The organism is Halococcus sp. IIIV-5B (assembly GCF_003602035.1).
In the GTDB taxonomy this organism is placed as follows: Archaea; Halobacteriota; Halobacteria; order Halobacteriales; family Halococcaceae; genus Halococcus; species Halococcus salsus.
In genome coordinates this window covers 1-25,416 of sequence record NZ_QZWE01000030.1, presented here as the reverse complement: position 1 = coordinate 25,416, position 25,416 = coordinate 1, and the positions used below count along the sequence as shown (strand labels likewise).

General features: G+C 61.4%; 24 protein-coding genes and 2 pseudogenes. 12 read left to right on the top strand and 14 right to left on the bottom strand.

Annotation, left to right across the window (positions count from 1 at the left end):
• Nucleotides 1–16 precede the first annotated feature (16 nt).
• The 3 genes from D3261_RS16205 to D3261_RS16195 form a co-directional block, all read right to left on the bottom strand.
• A complete protein-coding gene (locus D3261_RS16205) occupies nt 17–919 on the bottom strand; it encodes a DNA-3-methyladenine glycosylase (protein ID WP_120074165.1) in 903 nt (300 codons plus the stop codon).
• Nucleotides 916–1,245 (bottom strand): antibiotic biosynthesis monooxygenase, encoded by a 330-nt coding sequence (locus D3261_RS16200; RefSeq protein WP_120074163.1) that lies wholly within the window; start codon nt 1,243–1,245, stop codon nt 916–918. Before D3261_RS16200 ends, D3261_RS16205 begins: the two co-directional genes overlap by 4 nt.
• A gap of 124 nt (nt 1,246–1,369) precedes the next feature.
• On the bottom strand, nt 1,370–1,996 hold the full coding sequence (locus D3261_RS16195; protein WP_120074162.1) for a TetR/AcrR family transcriptional regulator: 627 nt from the start codon (nt 1,994–1,996) through the stop codon (nt 1,370–1,372).
• A 103-nt stretch (nt 1,997–2,099) separates the two neighbouring features.
• Between D3261_RS16195 and D3261_RS21070 the strand changes: the two are divergent.
• Nucleotides 2,100–2,225, top strand: a pseudogene (locus D3261_RS21070) (hypothetical protein); the annotation flags it as partial.
• Between the two features lie 51 nt (nt 2,226–2,276).
• Here D3261_RS21070 and D3261_RS16185 read toward each other — a convergent pair.
• Nucleotides 2,277–3,158: an NmrA/HSCARG family protein gene (locus D3261_RS16185; RefSeq protein ID WP_120074158.1), complete on the bottom strand. Its 882-nt coding sequence runs from the start codon at nt 3,156–3,158 to the stop codon at nt 2,277–2,279.
• A gap of 161 nt (nt 3,159–3,319) precedes the next feature.
• Between D3261_RS16185 and D3261_RS16180 the strand changes: the two genes are divergently transcribed.
• Nucleotides 3,320–3,952: a helix-turn-helix domain-containing protein gene (locus tag D3261_RS16180; protein WP_120074156.1), complete on the top strand. Its 633-nt coding sequence runs from the start codon at nt 3,320–3,322 to the stop codon at nt 3,950–3,952.
• Nucleotides 3,953–4,217: 265 nt separating this feature from the next.
• On the opposite strand, the gene D3261_RS16175 is transcribed toward D3261_RS16180, so the two are convergent.
• The gene (locus tag D3261_RS16175; protein ID WP_120074154.1) at nt 4,218–4,865 is read right to left on the bottom strand and encodes a TetR/AcrR family transcriptional regulator; all 648 of its coding nucleotides are present in this window, start codon (nt 4,863–4,865) and stop codon (nt 4,218–4,220) included.
• 134 nt (nt 4,866–4,999) lie between these two features.
• Here D3261_RS16175 and D3261_RS16170 point away from each other — a divergent pair, with 134 nt between their 5' ends.
• The 3 genes from D3261_RS16170 (at nt 5,000) to D3261_RS16160 (ending at nt 7,529) form a co-directional block, all read left to right on the top strand.
• Entirely contained in the window at nt 5,000–5,878 is an 879-nt protein-coding gene (locus tag D3261_RS16170) for a sulfurtransferase (protein ID WP_120074152.1), read from the top strand.
• A gap of 139 nt (nt 5,879–6,017) precedes the next feature.
• Nucleotides 6,018–6,455 carry a MarR family winged helix-turn-helix transcriptional regulator gene (locus D3261_RS16165; protein ID WP_120074150.1) on the top strand — a complete coding sequence of 146 codons (438 nt, stop codon included), beginning with the start codon at nt 6,018–6,020 and terminating at the stop codon, nt 6,453–6,455.
• Between the two features lie 42 nt (nt 6,456–6,497).
• Complete coding sequence (locus D3261_RS16160; protein WP_120074148.1) at nt 6,498–7,529, top strand: SDR family NAD(P)-dependent oxidoreductase; 1,032 nt, start codon at nt 6,498–6,500, stop codon at nt 7,527–7,529.
• Between the two features lie 337 nt (nt 7,530–7,866).
• On the opposite strand, the gene D3261_RS16150 is transcribed toward D3261_RS16160, so the two are convergent.
• Nucleotides 7,867–8,514 carry a helix-turn-helix domain-containing protein gene (locus tag D3261_RS16150; RefSeq protein WP_120074145.1) on the bottom strand — a complete coding sequence of 216 codons (648 nt, stop codon included), beginning with the start codon at nt 8,512–8,514 and terminating at the stop codon, nt 7,867–7,869.
• A gap of 213 nt (nt 8,515–8,727) precedes the next feature.
• Between D3261_RS16150 and D3261_RS16145 the strand changes: the two genes are divergently transcribed.
• The gene (locus D3261_RS16145) at nt 8,728–9,165 is read left to right on the top strand and encodes an SRPBCC domain-containing protein (protein WP_120074143.1); all 438 of its coding nucleotides are present in this window, start codon (nt 8,728–8,730) and stop codon (nt 9,163–9,165) included.
• 553 nt (nt 9,166–9,718) lie between these two features.
• Here D3261_RS16145 and D3261_RS16135 read toward each other — a convergent pair.
• The 4 genes from D3261_RS16135 to D3261_RS16120 form a co-directional block, all read right to left on the bottom strand.
• On the bottom strand, nt 9,719–10,567 hold the full coding sequence (locus D3261_RS16135) for an ABC transporter permease (protein WP_120074141.1): 849 nt from the start codon (nt 10,565–10,567) through the stop codon (nt 9,719–9,721).
• On the bottom strand, nt 10,567–11,442 hold the full coding sequence (locus D3261_RS16130) for an ABC transporter ATP-binding protein (protein WP_120074139.1): 876 nt from the start codon (nt 11,440–11,442) through the stop codon (nt 10,567–10,569). Before D3261_RS16130 ends, D3261_RS16135 begins: the two co-directional genes overlap by 1 nt.
• Before the next feature lie 94 nt (nt 11,443–11,536).
• Nucleotides 11,537–12,385 carry an ABC transporter permease gene (locus D3261_RS16125; protein WP_120074137.1) on the bottom strand — a complete coding sequence of 283 codons (849 nt, stop codon included), beginning with the start codon at nt 12,383–12,385 and terminating at the stop codon, nt 11,537–11,539.
• Nucleotides 12,382–13,557, bottom strand: a complete 1,176-nt coding sequence (locus tag D3261_RS16120; RefSeq protein ID WP_120074135.1) for an ABC transporter substrate-binding protein — start codon at nt 13,555–13,557, stop codon at nt 12,382–12,384. The genes D3261_RS16125 and D3261_RS16120 overlap by 4 nt, the downstream gene beginning before the upstream one ends.
• Before the next feature lie 281 nt (nt 13,558–13,838).
• Here D3261_RS16120 and D3261_RS16115 point away from each other — a divergent pair, with 281 nt between their 5' ends.
• Nucleotides 13,839–14,552, top strand: a complete 714-nt coding sequence (locus D3261_RS16115) for a recombinase family protein (RefSeq protein WP_120074133.1) — start codon at nt 13,839–13,841, stop codon at nt 14,550–14,552.
• 669 nt (nt 14,553–15,221) lie between these two features.
• On the opposite strand, the gene D3261_RS16110 is transcribed toward D3261_RS16115, so the two are convergent.
• Complete coding sequence (locus tag D3261_RS16110) at nt 15,222–15,995, bottom strand: IclR family transcriptional regulator (RefSeq protein WP_120074192.1); 774 nt, start codon at nt 15,993–15,995, stop codon at nt 15,222–15,224.
• Nucleotides 15,996–16,291: 296 nt separating this feature from the next.
• On the opposite strand from D3261_RS16110, the gene D3261_RS16105 reads away from it, so the two are divergent.
• The 3 genes from D3261_RS16105 (at nt 16,292) to D3261_RS16095 (ending at nt 20,202) form a co-directional block, all read left to right on the top strand.
• Nucleotides 16,292–17,725 (top strand): aldehyde dehydrogenase, encoded by a 1,434-nt coding sequence (locus D3261_RS16105; protein WP_120074131.1) that lies wholly within the window; start codon nt 16,292–16,294, stop codon nt 17,723–17,725.
• Nucleotides 17,726–17,777: 52 nt separating this feature from the next.
• On the top strand, nt 17,778–19,523 hold the full coding sequence (gene pyk / locus D3261_RS16100) for a pyruvate kinase (RefSeq protein WP_120074130.1): 1,746 nt from the start codon (nt 17,778–17,780) through the stop codon (nt 19,521–19,523).
• A 151-nt stretch (nt 19,524–19,674) separates the two neighbouring features.
• Complete coding sequence (locus D3261_RS16095) at nt 19,675–20,202, top strand: winged helix-turn-helix domain-containing protein (protein ID WP_120074128.1); 528 nt, start codon at nt 19,675–19,677, stop codon at nt 20,200–20,202.
• A gap of 249 nt (nt 20,203–20,451) precedes the next feature.
• On the opposite strand, the gene rdfA is transcribed toward D3261_RS16095, so the two are convergent.
• A complete protein-coding gene (gene rdfA / locus D3261_RS16090; protein WP_120074126.1) occupies nt 20,452–21,078 on the bottom strand; it encodes a rod-determining factor RdfA in 627 nt (208 codons plus the stop codon).
• 697 nt (nt 21,079–21,775) lie between these two features.
• On the opposite strand from rdfA, the gene D3261_RS16085 reads away from it, so the two are divergent.
• Nucleotides 21,776–22,543, top strand: a complete 768-nt coding sequence (locus D3261_RS16085; protein ID WP_120074124.1) for an HpcH/HpaI aldolase/citrate lyase family protein — start codon at nt 21,776–21,778, stop codon at nt 22,541–22,543.
• Between the two features lie 41 nt (nt 22,544–22,584).
• On the opposite strand, the gene gfo6 is transcribed toward D3261_RS16085, so the two are convergent.
• Together gfo6 and D3261_RS16075 are read right to left on the bottom strand one after the other, a co-directional pair.
• On the bottom strand, nt 22,585–23,664 hold the full coding sequence (gfo6, locus tag D3261_RS16080) for a D-xylose 1-dehydrogenase Gfo6 (protein WP_120074122.1): 1,080 nt from the start codon (nt 23,662–23,664) through the stop codon (nt 22,585–22,587).
• 89 nt (nt 23,665–23,753) lie between these two features.
• Nucleotides 23,754–24,929, bottom strand: coding sequence for a mandelate racemase/muconate lactonizing enzyme family protein (locus tag D3261_RS16075; protein WP_120074120.1), 1,176 nt, complete (start codon nt 24,927–24,929; stop codon nt 23,754–23,756).
• Between the two features lie 129 nt (nt 24,930–25,058).
• On the opposite strand from D3261_RS16075, the pseudogene D3261_RS16070 reads away from it, so the two are divergent.
• Nucleotides 25,059–25,416 (top strand): annotated as a pseudogene (locus D3261_RS16070) (mandelate racemase/muconate lactonizing enzyme family protein); the annotation flags it as partial.

The following is a 25,416-nucleotide window of genomic DNA, read 5'->3' as shown; positions in this document are numbered from 1 at the left end:
GACTCGATTACGTCTTTCAGTTTGCGATTGGTGCTGTATCTACTTCTCGTCGAAACGCCCAGGCACGGACGTAGTAGGCCCAGTACCCTTTCATCGGGGCGTATCGCTCGCTAAGTTGGGCGAGGTCGCTGTCGGATGCCTCGGCTCCATCGAGCTCATAGACGTCTGCAACAGCTTTACGGAGACGGTGTTCGGTCGATGGAACTCGCGTCAGTCGACCGAAACCCCGGAGGAAGACGAATTCACTCGACCACTCACCGAAACCCCAAATATCGGCGAGGCGCGTGAGGAGTACCTCGTCCGTAAGTTCTCCGAGCGGCTCGTCGGCAAATAGTTCGGTGGCTCCGAGGAGCGTTTTCGCCTTCCGCTCGTTACCGATCGTCTCGCGGACGGCTGGCTCGGCTGCCCGGACCATTCTGGGAGTCGGAAACAGCGATATTTCTTGGTCTCCATCCTCGACGATCCGGCCACACACCTCGACGAGTGCCTGTTTTTGCTGTTTTGCGAGGCTCATCGGCGTTCGCTGGGATAGTGCTGCCCAGCAAGCGGCCTCGAACGGCGTCGGGAATCGAACGTGGTGGAAACCGCGAAGACCCTGTACGATACGCTCGAATGGCGGGTCGTCACGAGCAGCTTCGTACAGTGCGGTCAGGTCATCGTCGAGCGACAGGAACGCCGAGAGCCACTCGGCCACTGCGGCTTCCTCGCCGGGATCGTCGATCCAACGCACATCAACGGAAAGACGCTCGGGTTCACCATTCTGAGCGGTGACGTGCGCAACGAACGGCAGCTCTTCCACGAATCCGCCCGTTACTAATCGCTCGCGTTCGCAGTAATGATCGCCCGCACAGGGAGCGAACCCGTTGAGGGATTCGAGTGATTGCGCGAAGTCGAACGGCGGAACGACCGTGACCTTCATTCGGTCGTCTCGTGGATGTGTTCGACTTCGTAGAGGTGTGCGTCGAAATCGGTAACGAGTTCCGCTGCACTCCCCATGTGCTTGGCCGCTTCGGGATTATCGCTCATCGCCTCGTACGCCGCCCGACTCTCCCACTGACCATAGTTGACGACGCGTTCGCCATCAAGGCTCTTGTGAAAGTTCGCCGAGACGAAACCCGGAACGTCCTGCATCGTCTCTTCGGTCGCTTCGATGAGACGGTCGAGTAACTGGTCTTGGTTGTCAGGATCAACGGTGAACACGTTGATCAGCGTAACCGAATCCTGGTCCGTGTCGATTCTTGTCATGATGGATCGTGTGCGCCTCCAAGCGCTATCTCCCATATTCCGGGCTACTACTTAAAGCTGGCCGGTTGGCCAGTCATATCGACACGGCATCCTCGGGCTCTCTACGTCCAGAAACAGAGTGTATTTATTCTCGGACGGAATCGACGTAGAGTTGCGAAAAGAGGTATCGGTCGAGGCCATCGAGTACGGTGTCGAGCGCATTCCCCGTCTCATGCATAAGGTCGACGTTGCGCGCACTACTGATCGCGTGGAAAACTATTGCGGTGAATTCTTCAGGATCGACGGTCTTGAACAGTTCCTGTTCGATCCCATCTCGGATGATCTCGATACACATCTGCTGGATGGAAACGTAATTGGAGTAGAGTTGTGTTCGGAGTTGCTCGTTGTAGGGTGCTTGCGCCCGTAGTTCGTATATCGCGGTATGATAGTCCTGTCCGCTTTGCCCGGCGATTCGCGGCCCATACGCAACCCAGTCGAGGAGTGCATCGAGACGGTCGTCTGGCGGGGCCCCCGCGAGATCGTTGAGTCGTGCGCTGAACGTCTCGAAGAGATATTCGAGAAGGGAAACCACGAGATGGTTCTTCGAGTCGTAGTGATAGTGGATAAGGGCCCGACTCCTGTCGGATTCGGCGGCGACTTTTCGAAGGGTCAAGTCAGCATATCCATGTCGGCAGAGGGCTCGATAGGTTGCGCTCATCAGTTCCTCGTACGTCTCCGGTGGTGGGTGCCCGCCGTCCTCTGGTGAACTCATATGTGACTCTACTCGACGAGATGGGTAAAGATCTCGTGTCTAAACGGGCAACGAGAGGGTTTCTCCAGCGAGTTCGAACTAAACCGTAGGCAGTGCAACGAAAGCAGCGTTGATCAACCTGACCAAATCACTCCCGGTGGAATATGGCGAGGACGATATCCCCGTCAATTCGATTTCGCCGTCACTCACCAGAAGAGGGAGCCCCTGTGGGACGTCGAATCGAACGTGAGGGAAAGGAGCGATAGAAACTAGACGTGGTTGAGTTCACATTCCGGGATTGTCAGTTACCGCTTTCCTCTCCGAGCGAACCCCAACCATGATTGTAGAGATACGACTCGAAGTCGGTGAGTTCGATTGGTAGATCGCTTTCAAGCGCTTTGATATCGACATCAAATCCCTCTTTGTTGATCCAGTCGTAGATCTGTGCCGGTCCGTCTCCGATCTGGTCTCGAGCAGCCGCTATTGACAGATGATTGGCGCTTGTTTCGATCCCAGTAACGTCTGTGAGTGTTGCTGCTGCACTCTCAAGGGTATGTTCGTCACCAGCGACGCTGAACGTTTCACCAATGTACGCTTCCGGTGCCGCCATCGCGGTGGCGGTAAGTGCGCCGATGTCGCCGGTATCAACCATTTGTAGCGGAGTACCTTCCGCGAGCGGCAGCGTGAACGTTCCTCCGAGAACCGCCCGACGCTGCGCTTCGAACGTCTGCATGAGTGCGACCGGTCGAATAATCGTTGTCGGAAGACCCAGCTCTTCGATTCGTTGTTCGATCGCGTATTTCGGGTCGAAGAACGCAATACCGATCCCACGTTCGACTCCACAAACCGAGCTGAAGACGAAGTGCTCGATGTCGGCATCCGCGGCGACATCGACCATGTTTCTCCCCTTCTCGGTTTCAGCATCGGGGCCGCCGTCGGGCGTCGTGACGAGATACACGGCATCAACGCCCTCGATTGCCGAGCCGAGGTCATCTTTGTCAAGCAAGTCACCCGTGACGATGGTTGCTCCCCGATCAGCGAGTCGCTGTGCACGCTCGCCCTGTGGATTACGCGTCAAAGCGTGGACATCGAATTCACCGTAATCGCCGGACAGTAAGTGGTCGACAACCGCTCCACCCTGATTACCTGTGGCTCCAACAACGAGGACACGTTGTTGTCTCATAGTACTCTCCTCCCAGTTCGTAGTAACTGTCCAACGTCGACCTCAGGTTCACCGGTTCTGCTTCGCGCCATTACGAGACAGAGTACGTATTCTGGTATCTTGGCGATCGCCATAAACATGTTTAGGTATGCACGGATAGAGGAGACGAAGCAAGGGGAACTATGCCGAGAGCACGATTCAGATTTGAAGTAGAAGGTGGGGTAGGGGCGGTTTCGTCCGACCACCCGGACACGGAGTTTCGGATCGTAGCCCACCTCCCGACCGAGACGGGCCTACTCATCATCCTCGATATTCAATCCGCTGATGACACAGCTGTCAACCAGATCCTTGCGGAAGAGGAGAATCTCCAGTCCGGGTACGAAATCCTCCACTCCGATTCGATGCGAACGGTTCTTCGATACGAGCTTCCGTTCGTTCCTCCACCACATCGTGCCATATTCGAGTCAGGAAACTTCGTGCCGTTACCGCTCTCCATTCGAAACGGATGGGCGATAGCGGACCTGACCACTTCGCAGGAGCGTTTATCACAGCTAAAGGACGCCTTCGAGTCAGCGGGGGTCACTTACGAAGTGAATTCGATCAAATCCTCGACCGATCCAACAGCGTTGTTGACCGACCGTCAGCGAGAGTTCGTTCTCAAAGCGGTGGAGCAAGGGTATTATGAGAGCCCTCGCCAGTGTACACTCACTGATCTCGCAGCGATGCTCGGTGTTTCGAAAGGAGCAGCGAGTGGAACGCTTCATCGCGCTGAACGGCGAATAGTCCGGAATTTCCTCGGGAAGCCATCCATCTAACCACCAAAACGCCACCATCAGTCGTCGTCTATCCGTTCCGCCAGTACGGACTGTGAGTTCCTTCAACGATCGCGAATCAGACGACGTCCCAGACCAAATACACGCGATTCACGTGCCCGGTCATACTCCTGGCTCAACTGTGTTCTATGTACCTGATCATAATGTGTTGTGAAAACCGTTGAATTAGCAGGCGAGCATCGATACAGTTCCGACAGGTCGTAAAACACATGACGAAATGAGCGGATGTGCTCAGGTACAATAGCAATTACTCGGAGGACGAATTGTTCGCGTACAAACACTCGGTAATCAGATCGTGGACATCGTTAAGTGCCTGTCCGGAAGCAGCATCCATGGTCGTACCTCGTCGTACTATTTCGCCGGCTGCGAGTGCAACGAGAGTCTCTGCCATTGCCCCGATAGACACTTGCTTAAACTCACCCTGTTCGATTCCGTCCTGAATTATCGACGAGAGATGCTGCTTGAGGAGGTTGTCTAGCTCTGTAAACCTCTCACGGAATTCCTCGTTGTGTACCGCCACACTCCGCAGCTCAACGAAGAGTGTTGTTTGGAGTGCATGAATGTTTTCAGTCTCTGTCTCCGGTACTTTCGAAGTCTCCCCCTGAATCATTACTTTGATGAACTGTTCGATCGCTTCTTGTGGAGCTCTCTCTGCGTCGAAAACAAATAGTGCTTCGTGACTGTTTTGGATGAGATAATCTAAAAATTCTTTGAGTAGCTCTTCCCTCGTATCGAAGTGATGATAGAGCGTTGATTTGTGGAGGTCTGTACGGTCAGCTATTCGTTGAAGTGTGAGTTGGTCGTAACCCTCATCCCACAAGACGTAAAATGTAGATTGCATTATCGCTTCACGACTGTTCGTAGGTTCCTGCTCAAAGAACTCCTTCCGGGGCATAGTGCTTGGTTGAACGCGCCGTCACAACTGTGTTCTCCTTAGACGGTTTTATGGAAAGAACCAATGAGAAACATCAAAAATTTGTTACTATAAAACCGGCAAATACAATACCAACCAACCAGTTGGTTGGTTGAATGGCTTCCAATGCCTCTTTGGTTTCGCCACAATGGGTAGCAGGGCGTCTCAATGAGTTTCAACAGAATGATCCCGATCTTCGACTCGTTGAAATCACTGGCGGCCTCCCTCAATTACCAGGTGGTCATATTCCCGGTGCAACAATTCTCGATCTGGATGATGAGTTCGAAGTCACGAAGAACTTCGATATGCTCTCACGATCGAAGTACGAAACAGTCGTCGGGAAGTTCGGAATCACACCCGAGTCAACTGTAGTTCTCTATAGTGGCCAGAAGAATACCTCTGCTGCCTATGCATATTGGTACTTCGCCTATTTCGGACACGATACTGTCTGTCTCCTGGACGGTGGAAAAGAATATTGGAATGAAATGGGTTATCCAACCACGAACTCACCGAGCGATTTCGACCCACGGCGATATGAAGTCTCTACAGGTCGCCCTGAAATCAGAGCAACAATCACTGAAGTTGAACGAGCAACCAACCGTGGCGACCCTATAATCAGTGTTCGCGATCCAAAAGAGCATACGGGCTCTCTCATATACACGCTCATCTGGGCCACTCTTATGTTGAGAGGAGAACTCTCAACGAACGCGATACCACGATTTATCAAAAATTCACTCTTCAGTAAACCACACATCCCTGGAAGTACTAACATACCACTCGAAACGATCGTTGATCAGGACGGCACACTGAAATCGGTCGAACAGCTTCGCTCCATCGCGGAGCGCAACCAATTGAGCACAGATCAAGACATCGTTCTCTACTGCGCTGCTGGGTATCGATCCTCGTTGTTCTGGTTTGTTCTGTCCGAGTTGCTTGGGTTCGACTCAGTGAAGAATTATACTGGGTCGTGGGTTGAATGGGGAAGTCGGAGATGATGAGTGCTAACCGTTACTGCGCTTTACATCAATCACTCCACACAAAAGTTGAGTCGTCGGACCAGCGTCCCCCATCAACAGCTACGTGTCCGTAGACGAGGGCTCACTTATATTAGCTTGCTAAATAAATACCCAACTAATGCATCCAACTGTTTTCGCACTCAAGCGCGCTCATCAAGCAACACGCAAACACCTCGATGAGGGTCTCGCTCGATACGACCTGACTGCCGCTCAAAATGACGTTCTCATCGCCCTCTACTATCATCCCGAGGCTGAACAGCACGTTCTCGCGGAGATGCTCGGTGTTTCGGGCCCTACACTCGCTCGCATCCTCGATACCATCGAAGAACGTGGGCTGGTCACGCGTACGGAGAGTCCTGAGGATGCCCGTGTCAATCTCGTATCTCTATCGGACTCCGGCGAGCAGTTGCTGCAAACCCTGACTGAGGAGGAGAATGAAGCCTTTACCGAAGAGTTCCTCGAGGGGTTCAGCCACGCGGATGTTGCCGAACTAACGCGGATGCTCAATCGTATTGCGAAGAACATGGGCGATGAAAGTCAAAATATCTACCAATAAGCTTATCATCTTCGTTAGCTTGCTAACAGTCTGATCAGCAACGTGACTCGAGACACACCAACTCGTACCGTCATCATTACGGGCGGGAACAGAGGGCTCGGCTACGAATGCGCACGGAACGTCCTTTCGGCTAATCGGGACTGGCAGGTTATCCTTGCGAGTCGGAACCAACAGCGCGCTACCGGTGCAGCCTCGGCGCTTTCGGCTGAAACCAGGAACGGCAATATCAGTACACTCGAACTGGACCTCGCGTCGCTCAATTCGGTCCGCAGGTTCGCAGAGACCGTCTGCAACCGTCTCGATACGGACACACTCCCCCCGCTCGAAGCGCTTGTTTGTAACGCCGGCATTCAGCAGACGACCGGCACTACCTACACCGAAGACGGCTTCGAACTCACGTTCGGTGTGAATCATCTGGGTCATTTCCTCCTCGTGAATCTCCTTCTCGACCGAATTCAATCCTCAGGACGGGTCGTCTTCGTTTCGAGCGGAGCCCATGACCCGACAGAGTTCTGGACACGCACAGTCGGAATGCCAGCACCGGAGCTCACTGATGTCCAGGCGCTCGCGTTTCCCGATGAGAACCCTGAAACCGACCCAGGAAATCTCGGTCAAAAGCGATACACGACCTCGAAATTGGCGGTCCTGCTCACCGCCTACGAGCTCGACCGGCGGCTCCGCGCATTGAGTACTGGCGTTCCGATCCCACGGATAACGTCGAATGCGTTCGACCCGGGACTCATGCCGGGAACTGGACTCGCGCGTGACCGAGGTGGTGTGGTCCGCTTTCTCTGGAATCACGTGATGCCACTACTCCAGATGTTTCCCGGCGTGAACAGTCCGAAAACGAGCGGCTCGAACCTCGCATGGCTCGTCACCGAACCAGCTTTGAAGACGATTTCCGGCGAGTATTTCGTTGAGCGAGAGATCGCCGGTTCGTCGCTCGAATCACACGACGAAGAACTGGCGAGACGGCTCTGGGTCGAGAGCGCCAAACTTGTTGGACTCGGAGACGACGTTACCGGTACATCGGAAGACGCAACGATTTCGGCGCTCAATCCAGGGTTATCCTGAAGCAATACTGGCCAAATATCTAGACCAAAGTAAGAAATGGTCTTTTCGGGGCAGGTTTACGAAAGCGTTGATTGAAGCGGGTTCGAACGACTGGATGTGAGCGAAAGCTTTCTCTAGCGTGTCTCTCGGATGGGTTTCCCCATTCACATCATCAGCGCCATTTAGAAGTCGAGATTGGTGCTCTCAATGCAGAGGACAATTCGTGAAAGCTCCCTGAAACCGATTCTGTCGGCTCTCAAATTCGTTGATGCCGATAGATATTGAGATAGCAGCATGACATTTGAGAAAACCCGCTCAGCGAAAACAATGCAGTCCAAACCTGTCACTTTTAACACTTTCATGCCACGAGAAGCGGCAGGATTTTTGCTTCGATCTTTCGCAAATGCTCGCCTACTGTTCCCTTCGATAGGTCAAGGCGGTCCGCGATCCCAGCCAGAGTGGTCGCTCGTGGTGACTCAAAATAGCCGTCAGTGACCGCTATCCAGAGAACTTCCCGCTGGCGGTTAGTTAGTAGCGAGACGAGATTCTGCCCACTAGGATGATATGTTCCAGTCCGTTCGAGGCTGACCTTGACTTCGGGAGGAATGGCTGCGACCGCTCCATTTAGAGCCTTCTCCTCACCCGCGAACGTGATTTTCGCCCCACCACTGGGGACGAACTTAACTGGTGTTTCGAGCACGACCCCGTGGTTCCGTGGAATAGCCAACAACGTTTTTGTGAGCGACGTTGGCAAAGTGTGAAGATAGACAAGTCCTTCGTCTGTGCCGACGACGTCGACGCTCAGCACGCTCTCAGAGTCACTCAGCAATGTCATTGCTCGGTTGAGGTCACCGTAAATCTGATACAGGAGCACGCTAGTCCCATCGGCGATGAGGTCAATGTAATGGATCGCCCCACGTTGTATCGCTGGGTCGTTTGCGAGCAGTTGGTTCGCTGGGTGAAAGCCGGTATCAGGGGCTTCTAAATTGAGGGTGATGTATCGCATGGTGTCGCTCTCCGAGCTTCGAGTGGGACTTCTTCAGCTCTATCGACCGATGATTTAGCGCGTAGAAATCGTTCAGTTTGTCTATACCCTTAAATTTCTTAGCTAATAAACTAGCCGCACATGTATGGCACAATCCAGAAATCATCCTGGCACCATAAGGAGGTAACGACGTTGAGACGGTACTGATACGACGTCGGACAAGAAACTCACAAAATGAATGTAATCGAGACAGATATCGAAATCAATGCTTCAGCAGAGGTCGTCTGGAATATTCTCACCGATCTCGGCGAGTACGACGAGTGGAACCCGTTTATCACCGAAGCTACTGGGAAGACCCATCGCGGCGAACAACTGAAAATACACATCCAACCACCGGGAGCAAGAGGTATGACGTTCCGTCCAACAGTGCTCACTGCCGAGCGCGGTAGGCGCTTGGAGTGGCTCGGTCGGCTGCTCATCCCGAAGGTGTTTGATGGTCACCATCAACTCCACATTCAAGCACTTGACAGCGACCGCGTGCGATTCGTCCAGCGTGAGGAGTTCTCCGGGATCCTGGTTCCGGTATTCTTGAACGAGGAAGCCACTGCACAGGGATTCAGGGAGATGAACGAAGCGCTCAAAGAGCGAGCTGAAGCATATGCTCGCGCTTAGCCCCAACCGAATCCGCCGACCCGAAGGAGTTGCCGTTTTCTTCGGAGCAACCACAGCGTATCTTCATCTTGCTGGGTCGCCCTGACCGACGAATACGAGCACTCACCGATTGTGCCGGCACAGAATACGCTCACACTGTTGCAGAAGCGAACCGGAGTTGGATAGCACTCCGTAGTCCGGTCGAAAGCCGTGGGTTGGGCCACAGCTCTATTCGGCGCGTCTCTCAGTTGCACTTCTAATAGATAGTCCACACGAACCAAACCATCAACCTTGATTCGGCGACTCTCTGACCCCACTATTCCTCTTCTGTCGTGTATCACAGTTCCTCTATACCGACTGTCGTCTCATCTTCCAGCCGGGATCGGATCCGGACGTACGAACTTTCCGCAATCATGAGGGCAGTCCGAAATCGCGCGCCCAGTCGTCGAGGGTTCGAACGGTTCTACGAGTGGGTGTGAACTCGCTCGGCTCCGCTATCGACTTTCGAACACGGAGGACCGAGTTCGCGTTTCCGAGGGAGCGGACACCGCTCCCCTGGCTTCTCCCTTCCCGCTCACTCCGTGCTGTTCCACGGGAGCAGACGCGTGCCGACCCGTCGAATGATGAGCGAAGAGCAGTATCCCAGCAGACCGATCGAGAGCATACCGACGACGATGCTCGCGTAGTCGCCGGCGATGTACGACGACCAGGTGAGGTAGCCGAGCCCGCTTCCGGCGATCATCTCTGCGGCGACGAGGTTGACCCACGCGAGCCCCATTCCGCTCACCATTCCCGCGTGGATCGACGGCAGCGCGCCGGGATAGACCACGTATCGGAACGTCTGGAACGGCGACGTGCCGAGCGACCGGGCCGCTCGGGGGAACTCCTCGTCGATCTGTTTGACCCCGCTGATCGCGTTGAGCAGGATCGGGAAGAAGGCCCCGAGGAACGTGATGAAGAGGATGCCCGTATCGACCGGGTAGTCGAGCGCACCCGCACCGACCGAGACGATCGGGAACACGAGCGCGACGACCGGGATCCAGGCGACCGGCGGCACCGGGCGAAGCATCTCGAGCGCCGGATAGACCGCGTCCGCGAACGTCCGATTCCAGCCGATCAGCAACCCGATCGGGACGGCGAGAACGAGCGCGAGGACGAACGAAACGTAGATCCGGGCCGTGCTCACGGCCGCGGCGCTCCAGAACGACACCTCGGCGAACTGGTCGAGGAACGTCGTCCCGACGGCGAGCGGCGAGGGCAGTTCGCTGAGCAGCCCGAGGTTGGTCGCGAGCGCCCAGAGCACGAGCAAGGCGAGCACCGAGGTGACACGGCGGACCGGTCGCGGAACGGTGACCGAACCACCGGTCCCCGAGCTGGACCCCGATCCCGACTCGGAGCCGCGTTCGTTCTCGACGGTCGCCATCAATCGACCCGTCCCGCGGCCTGTTCCATCGCGCGTTCGGCCTCCTCGTGGATGAGGTCGAGCGCGCGGCGTTTGACGCGGGTGAACTCGTCGCTCGTGATCATATCGAGGTTTCGGGGCCGGTCGAGGTCGACGTCGAGGACGTCCTTGGCTCGACCCGGTCGGGCGCTCATCACGACGACCCGGTCGGCGAGGAAGATCGCCTCCTCGACGTCGTGGGTGATGAAGATCACCGTTCGGCTCTCGTTCTCCCAGACCTCGAGCAGCGCCTCCTGCATCAGCTCCTTGGTCATCGCGTCGAGCCCGCTGAACGGTTCGTCCATCAGCATGATGTCCGGGTCGTTCGCGAACAGCCGGGCGAGCTCGGCGCGCTGTTGCATCCCGCCCGAGAGCTCGTGGGGATAGGAGTCCTCGAAGCCGTCGAGCCCCATCTGCTTGATCAGGTCGTTCACGCGCTCGTCGTCGACCTCGTTTCGCATCCGTGGGCCGAACCGGACGTTCTCGGCGATCGTCAGCCACGGGAAGAGACGATTGGACTGGAAGACGACGCCCCGGGAGGGGTCGGGACCGTTCACGCGGGTGCCGTCGACGCGGACCTCGCCTTCGGTCGGTTCGAGGTAGCCCGCGATGCACTCCATCACCGTGCTTTTCCCACACCCGGAGGGGCCGAGGATCGTGATGAACTCGTCGGCTCCGATGTCGAGGTTCATGTCCTCGACGGCGACGACGTGGTCGCCCTCGGGGTCGTACACCTTCGTGACGTCGTCGATCTCGATCGCCCCCGTTTCGCTCGCCTGCGTTCCGTTCGTCGCGGTCACGGTCTTCGATTCGGTACTGGACACAGCCTCGGTCGTGTTCCGGTTGGTGTTGCTCATTGGTGGTCGTTGGTCGGTCGAGTTCGTTCGGTAGTCGGTACGGTCGTGCGACCGGCGGTCGGCGAGACGGCGACGCGGTCGTGGTGTGCTCCCGTCATCGGCTCTCACGCTCGCTCCAGGGCATCCGTCGTGCGGCGTAGCGGTTCACCAGCGCCGAGGAGGCGTAGCCGAGCACGCCGATCACGACCATCCCGACGAGCACGACGTCGGTCTGGAGCAGGCGATAGGCCTGGAAGATCGTGTACCCGAGGCCGTAGTTGCCGGCGATGATCTCGGCGGCGACGACCGTGATCCAGCCGAGGCCGATGCTGATCGATATCCCGGTGAGGATCGAGGGGAGCGTCGCCGGGAAGACGACGTATCGGAAGACCTGGAGCCCCTCCGCACCGAGACTGTGGGCGGCCCGCGTGTACTCGTCCTCGATCGTGCGAACGCCCTCGACCGTGTTGATGAGGATCGGGAAGAAGGCCCCGATGAAGACCACGAACAGGACGGCGAGGCTGACCTGAATCCCGAGGAGATCGAGTGCCGGCAACAGGAGGACGCTGATCGGGACCCAGGCGACCGGCGGGATCGGTCGGAGGATCTCGAGTGCCGGAAACGTGTAGTCCTCGAAGCGCTGGCTCGTCCCGATCGCGAGCCCGAGCGGGACGGCTAGCACCGCCGCGATGCCGACGCCGAAGACGACGCGGAAGGTCGAGTACGCCGCGTGCAGATAGATGGTCCCGCCGCTCGCCATCGGTTCGCCGGCGAGGTAGGCGAGCATGTTCGTCCCCGTCTCGACCGGGTCGGCCAGGTACTCGAAGCCGAGGACGCCGAACCGGACGAGCGCCCACCAGACGACGAGGAACCCGAGCACCGACCCGAGCTGGACGACCCGACGCGGAACGCCGAGACCCGCCCGGTCGCCGAGCAACCGTTCGGAGAACGACTGCGTGCTCATCGTCCGCCCCCGGACGTGCTCGCGTTCGTCCCCGTCGCGTTCGAACTCGACTCGTTCGATCCGCTCGACTCACTCGATCCGTTCGACCTGTCGAACCGGCCGAGTCCGGTCCCGACGCCGAGCTCGTCGGCCGCCGTCTGCGTGAGCCCGGGTTTGTACCTCGAATCGGCCGGCAGCGCGGCGATCGCACCCTGGTCTTGGAGGAACCGTGGACCCTGCTGGGTCATCAATCGGTTGGCCTGTGGGACGGCCGCGTAGTCCGTGATGAGTTCGAGCCGGTTGATCGAGGGGTCGAGCTGGAGGCTCTCGTAGAGACACGAGCGCAGGACGGATCGGTCGTAGGTCGCGAGATCGCCCTCCTCGGCGACGAGGTCGAGCGTGCGCTCGTGGTCGTTGGCCATGATCTCCTTGGCCCTGAGCTCGGCCTTGAGCCAGCCGATCGCGGCTTCTCGGTCGTTCTCGATCAACGAATCGGGCATGATGATCCCCGCCGCGTCGCCGGTGTCGAACTCCGAACCGCTGACGAAGTACTCGGCGGCGTCCTCCTGGTAGACCGTTCGGGCCATGTTGGGTTCCCAGCCGAAGCCGACCGGCAGCGAGCCCTGGCGGATCTCGGCCAGGATGTTCCCGATCGAGTTGTCGACGAGGTTCGGTTGGACGCCCGTCTGTTCGACGACGTTGAGATAGAATCGGTGGGTGCAGCTCCCGGTCGTGACCGCGGCGTCCCGGCCGTCCATCTGTTGGACTTCCGTCACCCCGGAACCGGTGGGTCGCACCGCGAGACTGCACTGCTGGCCCTCCGAGTAGCCCGCGAGACCGACGACGCTGATCGGGGTGCTGTCGTTCGCGATCGCCGTGATCGTCGGCATGTCGCCCGTGTAGCCGACCTGGTTCTTCCCCGAGATCATCCGCGTCCCGACGATCGACCCCTGCAGCGCGGAGTCCCAGTTCTTGACCGAGTAGCCCGACGGGAGGAACTCCTCGGCCAACCCGGCGTTCTTTATCACCACGGCGGACCACGCCTCGGCGTAGTACGGCTGATAGCCGATCGTCAGCTCCCGCCCGGTCGTCGCCCCCGACCCGATACATCCCGAGAGCGCTCCAACCCCCGCGAGCGCGCCGGCACGGAGGACGTTCCGCCGCGTCGAGGCCGACCCTCGGTCGCCAGTCATTGCATGCTCTCGCCCAGCGCTCGATTGCTCATATCCATTAGTTTCTACCACCCTCTCAAGCGTGTCGGCCACGATACCGTCGAGAGAGATGTATGTAGCTTATGGCCAGCGTCCGAATACCGGGCCGGCTTGTACTGGCAGGGTGTTAATAACCCCTGGGTTAAACTCAGGCATCGGTCACGAGCCGTAACCGAAACGGGAAACCGGCGTGGACGGCCACTGCCCGGCCATCCGCAACGCACATATCGGCGGCAACCGAGACCGTCAACGAACTTCGATCGATGGCGACACAAAGCGATACAAGCACGACGGAAGGGGCGACGGTCGGCTACGTCCGCGTTCTGCCAAACACGGGGACGGTGGCGGACCAGCGCGAGCGCATCCTCAGGTACGCCGAGCGGGACCTCGACCTCAACCCGGCGAACGTGTCGATGTTCTCCGACGAGGGGGCCGAAGCGCGTGCCGACCAGTCGTCGGGCTATCAGGCGATGCTCGACCGGGTCGCGACGGCGGCGGTGGGACGAGTCATCGTCACCGACGCCGCCCGCGTCGCGAAGACGGTCGTGGACTTCAACGAGTTCGTCGAGACGCTCCTCGACGCGGGGGTCGCCCTCCACGTCCTCGACATCGGTCTCGAACTGGGTGAGCCGGGGACGGTTCACGCCGACCGAACCGACGCTCCCGACGAGCGCGCGATACTGCAGGGGCTGTCGATCGCCGCGGACATCGAAGCGTCGGTGAGCACGGAACGAACGCGCGAGGGGATCCACGCCGCGAAGGCGAGCGGCAAACACGTCGGTCGGCCGCCCTACGGGTTCGACAGCGAGAACGGACGACTGGTCCCCAACGACGACTTCAACACCGCGCTGCTGGTCATCGAGCGGCTCCGCGACGGCAAGAGCAAGCGCTCGACCGCGAAGCTGGCCGGGGTCACGAGAACCACCGTCCAGAACATCGTCGACCGGTCGGCGCTCTACGCGGAACACATGGATTGACCAGTCGATCCCGTTCGCCCGTCCGGCTCGTGGATTCGACTGCGGACCAGTCCCCACGACGGGAAACGGAGCAAGCGAATTACAAACATCTTCCCACATGCCGACGGACTTCGACACTATCGACGAGACCGCTATCGAGAGGCCACAAAGTCGAATTAGAACCTGCTAATTCCCCAACTTGCTGAATAAAACACCGGAGATCCGCCGAAATATCTCGATTTCGTACTCTCCCGAGCGATCGACAGCGACCGGATCGTTGGCCGGTGAGAGCAGGTCATCCGTCGGGCTTCGGCCGTGACTACCGTGGCTATTCCATCACAGATGTCGTTGTTGTGCAGCTTGGCCCCGTCAGAGTGTCCTCAGCGAATCCGAATTGGATCTGTTCCCGCACGTAATCCTTCGATCCGTCGAGGATCCAGACTCGGGAACTCCGTCGAAGTGAAGCGAGTTCATGAGAGCGACTGTGCATTTTCTTATAGTGTCGAAGTGTTCTTCTCGATGGAAGCATCCTCCTCGATGATCGACCGTCCGATGGCGGACCGGTTTGGAACAAATCTACATCTGTTACGATGCGGTCACGTCCCGTTCGTCTCATCGCGATTCGGTGCCGACCTCTCTTCTTTCGTCCAGTGTTCTGTTATCCAGAACTCGTTCGGGTCGGGATTCGGTCTACGCCCGCGAGTAGGTGACGTTGAGTTCGAGTTCGTTGGCGGCTTCGAGGAGCCGATTCGAGAGGCGTCGTTCGGTGGCGTCGTCGTTCAGTCGGTGGGTTGGGCCGACGACGCAGAGCGCGCCCAGGACCGCCGCTTCGGATTCGACCGGGACGCTGACCGCGTTCAGGCCGGGGCTGTGTTCGCCGTCGTTGACGGCGTACCCACGGTTGGTGGTCCGTTCGAGCTCCGTGAAGAGCTCCCCGGGGTCGGTGATCGTCGCGGGCGTCGTCGCCCCGAGCCCGTTCTCCTCGACGATCCGGCTGATGCGTTCGACGGGGAGCTGGGCGAGGACGGCCTTGCCGCCGGGGAGGCTGTGGAGCGGACCGTGTGACCCGACCCGAAACTGGGTTTCGACGGCGTCCGAACCCCTGGTTTGGACCAGCACGAACCCCTCGCCGCCCTGTCGGGCGACGAACTGGCAGAGCTCGCCGGTCTCGTCCGCGAGGTCGTGGAGCTCCGAGCGCACGAACCGATAGCCGGGGACCCGTTCGCGTGCGAACCCACCGTGGTCGAGGGCCCGGAATCCGACGTGGAACGTGTCGTCCGTCCGAACGAGGTAGCCGTGGCGTTCGAGCGTGAGGAGGTGGTTGTGGACGGTGCTCTTCGCCACGCCGAGGTCGTTCGCGAGCTCGGTGAGGCTCGCCCCGCTCCGGCGCTGCACCGCCTCGACCAGCCGTATCGACCGTTCGACCGATTTCACCGGGACGTTCGGCGTTTCGGAGGTATCCATACGGAACACCGGTCGCGTACCCATATGAGTGTTCTGTCTTTCCGAACAGCGGGCTTCGTCTTGCCGTCCAGACCCAGCATTTCCACCCGTATGGGTTCCGCAGATCCGTTTGATCGAGCTGGGTCGGTCCACGGAGGACCGATACCGACCAATTTGTTCTGTTCTACAGAACGATGCCTCTGACTCCGCTCGATTCGGGACCGGCCTGATGCCGTTCCAGTCGGTCGCAGAACCACGGAAACGCCATCATCGTTCGTCGCAGTAACGTTCTTGTGTCCGCCCGCGAAAGATCGGTTATGGCATCCGCAACCAAGCAGCAGCGGAGCGGTCCGTACGTCGGCGGCGAGTGGGTAACGACCGACGGACGGTTGTCGGTCGAGGACCTCACCGAGGAGGGCGAGACGTTCGCGCACATCGCGGCCGCGGGTCCCGAGGAGGCGACCGCGGCGCTCGATGCGGCGGCGGAGACCGAAGCGCGGATGCGCGAGACCACGATCCCCGAACGCGTCGAGTGGCTCGACGCGATCGCCGCGGGGCTCGAAGCCCGGAAGGACGAACTCGCCGAGACCATCGTCCGGGAGGCGGGCAAACCGGTATCGAGCGCCCGCGGCGAGGTCGATTCGGCCGCCGAGCGCTTCCGGCGGGCGGCCGGCGAGGCCCGGAGCCTCACCGGCGAGCACCGCACCGGCACCACCGACGGCCACGAGGGCTGGGAGGCGCTCGTCAAACCCGAACCGGTTGGCACAGTGTTGTCGATCGCGCCGTACAACTACCCCCTCATGACGACCGCGCTCCACGTCGCCCCCGCGCTCGCGGCGGGTAACTGCGTGGTCCTCAAGCCCGCGAGCCAGACCCCGGTCACCGGTCGGATCCTCACCGAGGTGATCGCCGAGACCGGGGTTCCCGAGGGCGCGTTCAACTTCGTGCCGGGTGCGGCGAGCGAGATCGGCGACGTGCTCGCAGGGTCGGACACGGTCAACGCGATCGTGATGACGGGTTCGTCGGGCGCGGGCGAGCACGTCGCGCGCGAGAGCGGCATGGTCAACCTCCTGATGGAGCTCGGCGGCAACGCACCCGCCGTAGTCTTCCCGGACGCCGATCTCGACGCCGCCGCCGCGGCCTGTGCGAAGGGCTCGCTGAAGTACGCCGGCCAGCGGTGCTCGGCGGTCTCGCGCGTACTCGCCCACGAGTCGGTTCACGACGACCTCGTCGAGCGGATCGAGCCCGCGATGGACGAGTGGGTCGTCGGCGACCTCTTCGACGAGGAGACCGACCTCGGGCCGCTGATCTCCGAGGATCAAGCCGACTGGGTCGAGGAGCTCATCGAGGACGCGCTCGACAAGGGCGCGCGTCTCGTCCGCGGCGGCGACCGCGAGGGCCGGTTCGTCGAGCCGACCTTGCTCGCCGACGTGCCCCACGACGCGCGGATCGTGACCGAGGAACAGTTCGGGCCCGTGGTCGCCGTGACCACGATCGCCGACGAAGACGAGGCAGTGGAAGTGGCGAACGCGGGCGACCTCGCGCTCGACGCCGCGGTCTTCACGACCGACCACGACCGCGCGATGGATCTGGCCGACCGGATCGACGCCGGCGCGGTGCGGATCAACGGTGCGCCCTCGCACGGTCTCGGCGACCTCCCGTTCGGCGGCAACAAGGCCTCCGGGATCGGTCGGGAGGGGCTCGGTGTGAGCATCGAGCGGTTCGTCCGCCGCAAGACCGTCGTGCTATGAGCCATCGGGCCGACCGATGGACCGAAGTACCAGCCCGGGAGTGGGTGATCGCATGAACAACACCAAGATCGTCTGCACCCTCGGGCCCTCCTCGGGGTCCCGCGAGACCATCGAGGCGCTCGTCGCGGCCGGGATGTCGGTCGCGCGGTTCAACGCGAGCCACGGGAGCACCGACGAGCGCGCCGACCTCATTCAACGAGTCAAATCGGTCGACGAGGCCACCGAGGACTCGGTCGCGACGATGCTCGACCTCTCGGGCCCCGAAGTCCGGACCGCGCCGCTCGACGCCGACCTCGACCTCGCGGCGGGTTCGACCGTCGAATTCGTCGAGGGTGCCGAAACGTCGTCGGACCGGGTCGGCCTCTCCGAATCCATCACCGCGGTCGAGCCCGGCGACACCGTCCTGCTCGACGACGGCCGGATCGAGACCACCGTCGAGTCGGTCGATGGCGAGGTCGTGCGCGCTCACGTCGACTCCGGCGGGTCGATGCGCGGGCGGATGGGCGTCAACATCCCCGGTGTCGACCTCGGCTTCGACGTGCTGACGGAGGCCGACGAGCGCGAACTCGACCTCGCGGCCGAGGCCGAGGTGGACTTCGTGGCGATGAGCTTCGTTCGCGAGGCCGCGGACGTCTACACCGTGAACGAGGCGCTCGAAGCCCGCGACGCCGACATCCCCGTCGTGGCGAAGATAGAGCGCGCCGACGCGGTCGACAACCTCCAGGGGATCGTGGCGGCGGCCTACGGCGTGATGGTGGCGCGGGGCGACCTCGGCGTCGAGTGCGCGCTCGAAGAGGTCCCGTTGATCCAAAAACGGATCATCCGGGAGTGTCTCGCGGAGGGGACACCGGTCATCACGGCGACCGAGATGCTGGACACGATGACCCACTCGCGCCGACCGACTCGGGCGGAGGCCTCGGACGTCGCGAACGCGGTGCTCGACGGGACGGACGCGGTGATGCTCTCGGGCGAGACCGCGGTCGGCGACCACCCGGTTCGAGTGGTCGAGGCGATGAGCGGGATCGTCCGCGAGGTCGAGCGCAGCCCCGAGTACGACGACCACGTCGAGCAGGCCGTCCCGAAGCCCGACGACTCTCGCACTGGGGTCCTCGCGCGGTCGGCGCGCTACCTCGCCCGCGACACCGACGCCACCGCGGTCGTCGCGGCCACCGAATCGGGCTACACGGCGCTCAAGACCGCCAAATACCGCCCCGAGGTGCCGATCGTCGCGGTCACACCCGACGACCGCGTGCGCCGGCGGCTCTGTCTCTCGGCTGGCGTCCTCCCTCGATACGCGCCGCTCACCGGCGAAGGCGAGGGGACCGACAACGTGATCCGGAACGCGGTCCGGACCACGCTCGCGGCGGGCGTCGCCGAAAGCGGGGATACGGTCGTCGTGCTCGCGGGGCTGATGACCGACCTCGAAGGCGCGAACACGACCAACATGCTCAAACTCCACGTCGCCGCCGAGGTGCTCGCCTCGGGCCGGTCGGTGGTCACGGGTCGGGTCGCCGGTCCGCTCCACTACGCGCCCGACGGCGACCTCACGACCGTTCCCGAGGGGGCCGTCCTCTTCGTCCCACAGACGTTCGACGACGAGTTCACGGGCGATCCGACGAAACTCGGCGGGGTCGTGAGCGCCCACCAGGGCGTGACGGGCTACGCCGCGATCGTCGCCCGCGAGACCGGCCTCCCGATGGTCTCGAACGTCTCGCTCCCCGACTCGCTCGCCGACGGCGACGAGGTCACCCTCGACGCCGGTCGCGGGGTGGTCTACGAGGGACGCGTCGGCCACTGACGAGAGATCAAAACTCGATGCTCGATCTGGGTCGATAGTTCGAGTTCTCTACAGGGTTTCGTGCTACACGAACCACCACGCGAGTCGACGGCCTCGCCCGTTCGAACCGAGATGGCTCAAGTTATTTGATGATAGAGCCCCGACAAAGGGTATGGCCCATCTCGAAAACGTGACCGCCGACGAACTCCGTGGTCTGCTGGACGAGGTCGAGGGCAAACGACCGACACAGCGCCTGATGCTCGCGCTCAACTACAAGGAGGAGTCGGTCACCCAGCCGACGTTGGCGGCGCGCTACGGCGTCTCGGAGGGGACCGTCCACAACTGGCTCGCCCGGCTCGACCGACTCGAAACCGAACCCCCTGAGGAGGTGCTCTACGACCAGAAACGCGGCCCCAAACCCGGACAGTCACGGGCGCTCTCGCCCGACCAGTTGGACCGACTCGCGGCGGCGCTCCACGACGCGCCGACGGCGGTCGGCTACGACGCGACGGCGTGGACGACGACCCTCGCCCAGCGCTACATCGCGGAGACCTTCGACGTGGAGTACTGCCGACGACACGTTCGTCGGTTGATGTCGGAGGCCGGATTGTCGTGCACCACGACCCGAACGAGGTCGGTGGCGGCCGGTACCGAAACCGACGGTCGTCGGGACCGGGTCTGGAGCGCGACACGGTCGTAACGTCGACCGATCAACGATCCGTGTCTCGACGATGTCCCACTCACTCACCGAGTGTTGGGTCAATTTTCTCTCCACCGAGACCACTACCGAGCCGCTACAAACATCGAGATCGGGGAACAAAAGACGAGTGAATTTTTCTGACGACAGCTGGTTCGTTCTTCGTCTAGAACGACTCGGTCGTCGCCGAAAACCCCCGTCTCGTCCCGTTTCCGGACCCGATAACACAAGTATGGGTGTTACGGCCCGTGCTCACTCGCAGTCACAGCCGCCGTCGGCGATGAGTTCCCGGGCGGTGGTGTGGGTCCCACAGTCCGCGCAGGTGACGGTGACGTCCACGAAGACGTCGGCGTCGCCGAGGGTGATCTCGTCGGCCGAACGGAGCTGCGAGAGGGTGTTCTCGGTGACCACGACGGTTCGGTTGCGGAGGGCGGCGATGCGCTGTGTCGCCTTCTCGATGTCGTCCTCGTCCGGCTCCGCCGGGCGCTCGACGTCGAGACAGCCCTTCAGATGACGGTTCACGGTCTGGTAGGAGACGAACGCGGATTCGACCGCCTCGATGTCGACCCCCTGTTTCCGGAGGCGATTGCGGGCCTGGGTTCGGGTCCCGACGCTCACGTCGTCATCGGTGAGGAGCCGGTAGGTGTTCTCGGCTTCGCCTTCGAGGACGTCCATCCCGTTTCGCTCCATCGCGGCCCGGAGCAGGCGGCGATTGAAGTGGGTCGCAAGCCGTCGGAGGCTGTACCGTTCCTCCTCGCGCGTCCAGAGCTCCCCGAGCTCCTCGGCGATGTCGCCGAGGTCGTACTCGACCGCGATCCGGTCGATCTTGCACGTCCGCTCGTCGCTCTCGGCTCTCGACGCCGTGCTCGATTGCTGCATTCGTTCTCCCTTTGGCGGTGCGCTATTTAACCCTTGTCGGCACCGATGCCGAACCGGTTGCCGGCGGACGACCCCATCCTGGCCTGACGAACTCGTCGAAACGATCGGTGACGCCATCGTGCGTCGAATCCATCGTATTCGTTATGGATGAACACCGCTCGACTACTGTGGGGTCCCCTTCTCGGGTTTGGCACTGATTTTCGCCCCTTATCCTCGATCTTCTCTCGGAAGACGAGCGACGATCGTTCGATATCGGGTCGAATTCGACGCCGACGTTCGATTCTTCGAAATTCAGGACTGTCGAACCCGATCGATCCGATGAGATCCCCTCGGACGACGGCCGGCGATGCGCCGTATCACGACCCGTACTGGCACTCGCTTCCGAGCGCACGCCCTCTCTCCGCCCTGACCGGCCGCTCCGCCGCCACTCCCCCATACCGACTCCCGTTTCGAACCCGACTGCGGCGTTCTCGATCGATGAACAATCCTTCATTTGGTGAAACTATATCGCTTTCAGCACGCGAAGCGTTCTTCATCGTGGAACTGCGTGTCACGTTCTTCGGTAGAACCGGTGAGTCTCGGCTGCTCTCCCCCTCCCCGGAACGACCGACTCCCCACATAGGAACCACGGGGGATCGGTACGGGTCAACGTCGGTCCACCGGGCGTTTCTTATCCCCTCGAAGAGGAGGAGGGGGTATGCTAACGAACTCGATCCGCGACCGGCTTCGGGACGGCGAGGTGGCCGTCGGGACCTTCCAGCTCCTCGACTCCGCGATGGTCTCCGAGATGGTGGGCGTCGCCGGGATGGATTTCGTGGTCTACGACCAGGAACACGGCCCGCTGACCGCCGAGACCACGCTCGACCTCTCGGCCGCGGCCCAGAACGCGGGCGTCGCCCCGCTCGTGCGGGTCCGCGCCAACGAGGAGGCCGAGATCCAGCGCGCGCTCGACCTCGGTGCCGCGGGCGTCCAAGTCCCCCAGGTCGAGACCCGTGCCGACGCCGAGGCGGCGGTCGAGGCCGCCCGGTTCGACCCGCTCGGCAGTCGCGGGCTCTCCCAGTACGTCCGCGCTGGCGAGTACGTCGGCAGTGACACCTACACCGAGGACCAGAACGAACGGACCCTGCTCGTCGTCCAGGTCGAGGGCGAGCGCGGCGTCGAGAACATCGACGAGATTCTCGCGGTCGAGGGGATCGACGTGGTCTTCCTGGGACCGTACGACCTCTCGCAGTCGCTGGGGATCCCAGGGGAGGTCACCGACGACCGGGTCGTCGAGCTAATGAACCACGTCTGCGAGCGGGCCGCCGAGGCCGACGTCGTCGTCGGCGCGTTCGCCGACACCCCCGAGATCGCGAACCGCTGGATCGAGGCCGGCGTGCAGTACGTCACCCTCGGCGTCGAGGTCGGGCTCTTTACCGATCACCTCGCGGACGTCACCGACGCGGTCGACCGGGAGACCGAGTAACGCCGACGAACCCCGCTATCGGGGTCGAACGAACGGTTCGTTTATCGTCCGACGTCGACCGTTCCACCCGTTTCGGTGGCCTCGTGGATGGCCTCGACGACCTGGAGGTCGACCAGACCGTGCTCGCCGTTGGGGTCGACCGGCGCGTCGGTGAGGAGCCGGTCGGCGAAGTAGTCGAACTCCTCGCGCATCTCCTCGACGGCCCCGAACTCCTCGCGGTCGAAGTCCACCGAGCGGCCGTCGCGGGCGATGCGGAGGCGACACTCACCGTGGAAGGCGGGCCGGAACTCGATCTGGCCCTCGGTGCCGGTGACCACCAGTTGGGAGTCGTTGTGCGCGTTCTGGGTGGCGGTCGAGACCATCTCGACGCCGTCGAAGTCGAGCATGAACGCGGCGCGCTCGTCGTCGAGCCCCTCGAAGGCGTCGTGCTCGGTCGCGAGCATCGACTGCACCGCGACGGGATCGCGGTCGAGGAGGTAGCGCGCGGTGTTGATCGAGTAGATCCCGAGATCCATCACGCTCGTCCCGTACCCGGTCAGGTCGGGGGTGAGCCGCCACTGGTCGGTGTCGGGGATCATCTCGAGGAGCGGCTGGGAGTTGTGGCCGTAGACCGAGACGGGGTCGCCGACGAAGCCCGCCTCGATGAGTTCGCGCCCGCGCCGGATCGCGGGGTCGGTCTGCATCCGGTAGGCGATCATCAGCGGGGCGTCCTCGCGCTCGCAGGCCTCGACCATCCGCTCGGCGCGCTCGACGCTGGCCTCCATCGGCTTCTCGCAGATGATGCCCTTGTCGAGCTCGGCGGCCGCCTCGACGTACTCCAGGTGGTGGGCGTTCGGGGTGCAGACGTAGACCGCGTCGTACTCCTCGCTCGCCTCGCCCTCGGTGAACTCGTCGTAGGTGATCCCCCGGGAGACGTCGTTCTCCTCGGCGACCCGCTCGGCCTTCTCGCTCGAACTGCTGACTAACACTGTGGTCTCGCCGAACTCGGAGTCGGCGATCGCGGGCATCGCGACGTCGGTGGCCCACCAGCCGAGCCCGACCAGCGCGTAGCGAACCGTCCCGTCGGTCGCCGTCTGCCAGTCCCGCTCCTCGTAGTCGTCGAGCCAGTCTGTGAGTGACATACCTAAGTATCATCGGTCGTTCGATAAAAAGGGTTCGCGATACCGAACCGCTACGACCGTCGGGCCGGTCGTGGGGTGCGGGTGTCGGTCTACCGCTTCTCGTCGGCGCGCTCTTCCCAGCCGCTCTCCCACAGGTCGATGGTGTGGACCTTGTCCTCGGTGTACTCGTGTTCCTCGACGACGTCGTGGTCGAGTTCGATACCGAACCCGGGGCCCTCCGGGATCTGCATGTAGCCATCCTCGACGACCAGCGGTTTGTTCATGAGGTCGTCGACCCAGTCGACGTCGTAGGTCTGGAACATCTCCTGGATCCGGAAGTTCGGGATCGAGGTACAGAAGTGGCCGTAGATAGCGCCCGCGACCGGGCCCTGCGGGTTGTGCGGCGCGAGGTCCACGTGGTCGGCCTCGGCGAGGCCGGCGATCTTCTTGCCCTCGGTGATCCCGCCAGTGTTCATCAGGTCGGGCTGGAAGAGGTCCACGTCGGTCCGGGTGACGAGTTCGTAGAAGTCGTGTTTCGTCATGTGGCGCTCGCCCGTCGAGACGGGGATCGGCGACTTCCGCGCGACCTCCGCGAGGCTGTTGATCGAGTCCGGGGGGCAGGGCTCCTCGAACCAGGTCGGCTCGAACTCGGCCATCTCGCGGGCGATCTCGACGGCCTGTCCGGCCGAGAAGCGGCCGTGGCACTCGATCATGAGGTCGACGTCGGGACCGACCTGCTCGCGGATCGCGCCGACGATGTTGACGGAGTTGTTCTGCTCCTTCCGGGACATCGACTGCCACGCGGTCCCGAAGGGATCGAACTTCATCGCGTCGTAGCCGTCGTCGACGACCTTCTGGGCCTGTTTCGCGAAGCCCTCGGGCGTGTGGCCCGTGTCCTGATACCAGCCGTTCGCGTAGGTCCGAAGCTCCGTTCCGTGGACGGCCCCACCGAGAAGCTCGTAGACGGGCTTGTCGAGGACTTTCCCCTTGATGTCCCAGCAGGCCATGTCGATCGCCGAGCAGACGGTGGTGTTGATGACGCCCTTCGAGAACCACTCGTCGCGGTACATCTCCAGCCAGAGCGCTTCCGTGTCGAAGGGGTCACGCCCGATGAAGAAGTTCGACATCTCGTCGATCGCCGCGGCGACGGTTCGCGGCTTGTCGTGGGTCGTCGCCTCGGCCAGCCCGGTGACACCCTCGTTGGTCTCGACTTCGACGAACACCCAGGGTTTCCAGGGATTCGCGACGAGGTACGTCTCGAAATCCGTGATTTCCAAATCCGACATCGATGGCGATTCCGAGGGCGGTGCTAATAGGTTTTGCTACCTCGTGTCGGTCGGCTCGCGCCGTCTCCCGGAACGAGTGTCGATGCTCCGATCCGTATTTATGCCTCTCCGGTGAACTCACTACCGACGATGGTAGACTACACACAGCTCAGCGACCCGAACGCTGAGTACACGATGCGGGACCTCTCGGGCGATTCGATGGGGATCCAGGACGACGCGTCGATCCGCGACGCCGAGATCACCGACGTCCAGACCGCGATGGTCGACGGCAACTATCCGTGGGTGCTCGTCCGGGTCTACACCGACGCCGGCGTCGTCGGCACGGGCGAGGCCTACTGGGGCGGGGGCGAGACCGCGGTCATCGAGCGAATGCGACCGTTCCTGGTGGGCGAGAACCCGCTCGACATCGACCGGCTCTACGAACACCTGATCCAGAAGATGTCGGGCGAGGGCTCGATCGCCGGTAAGGCGATTTCGGCGATCTCGG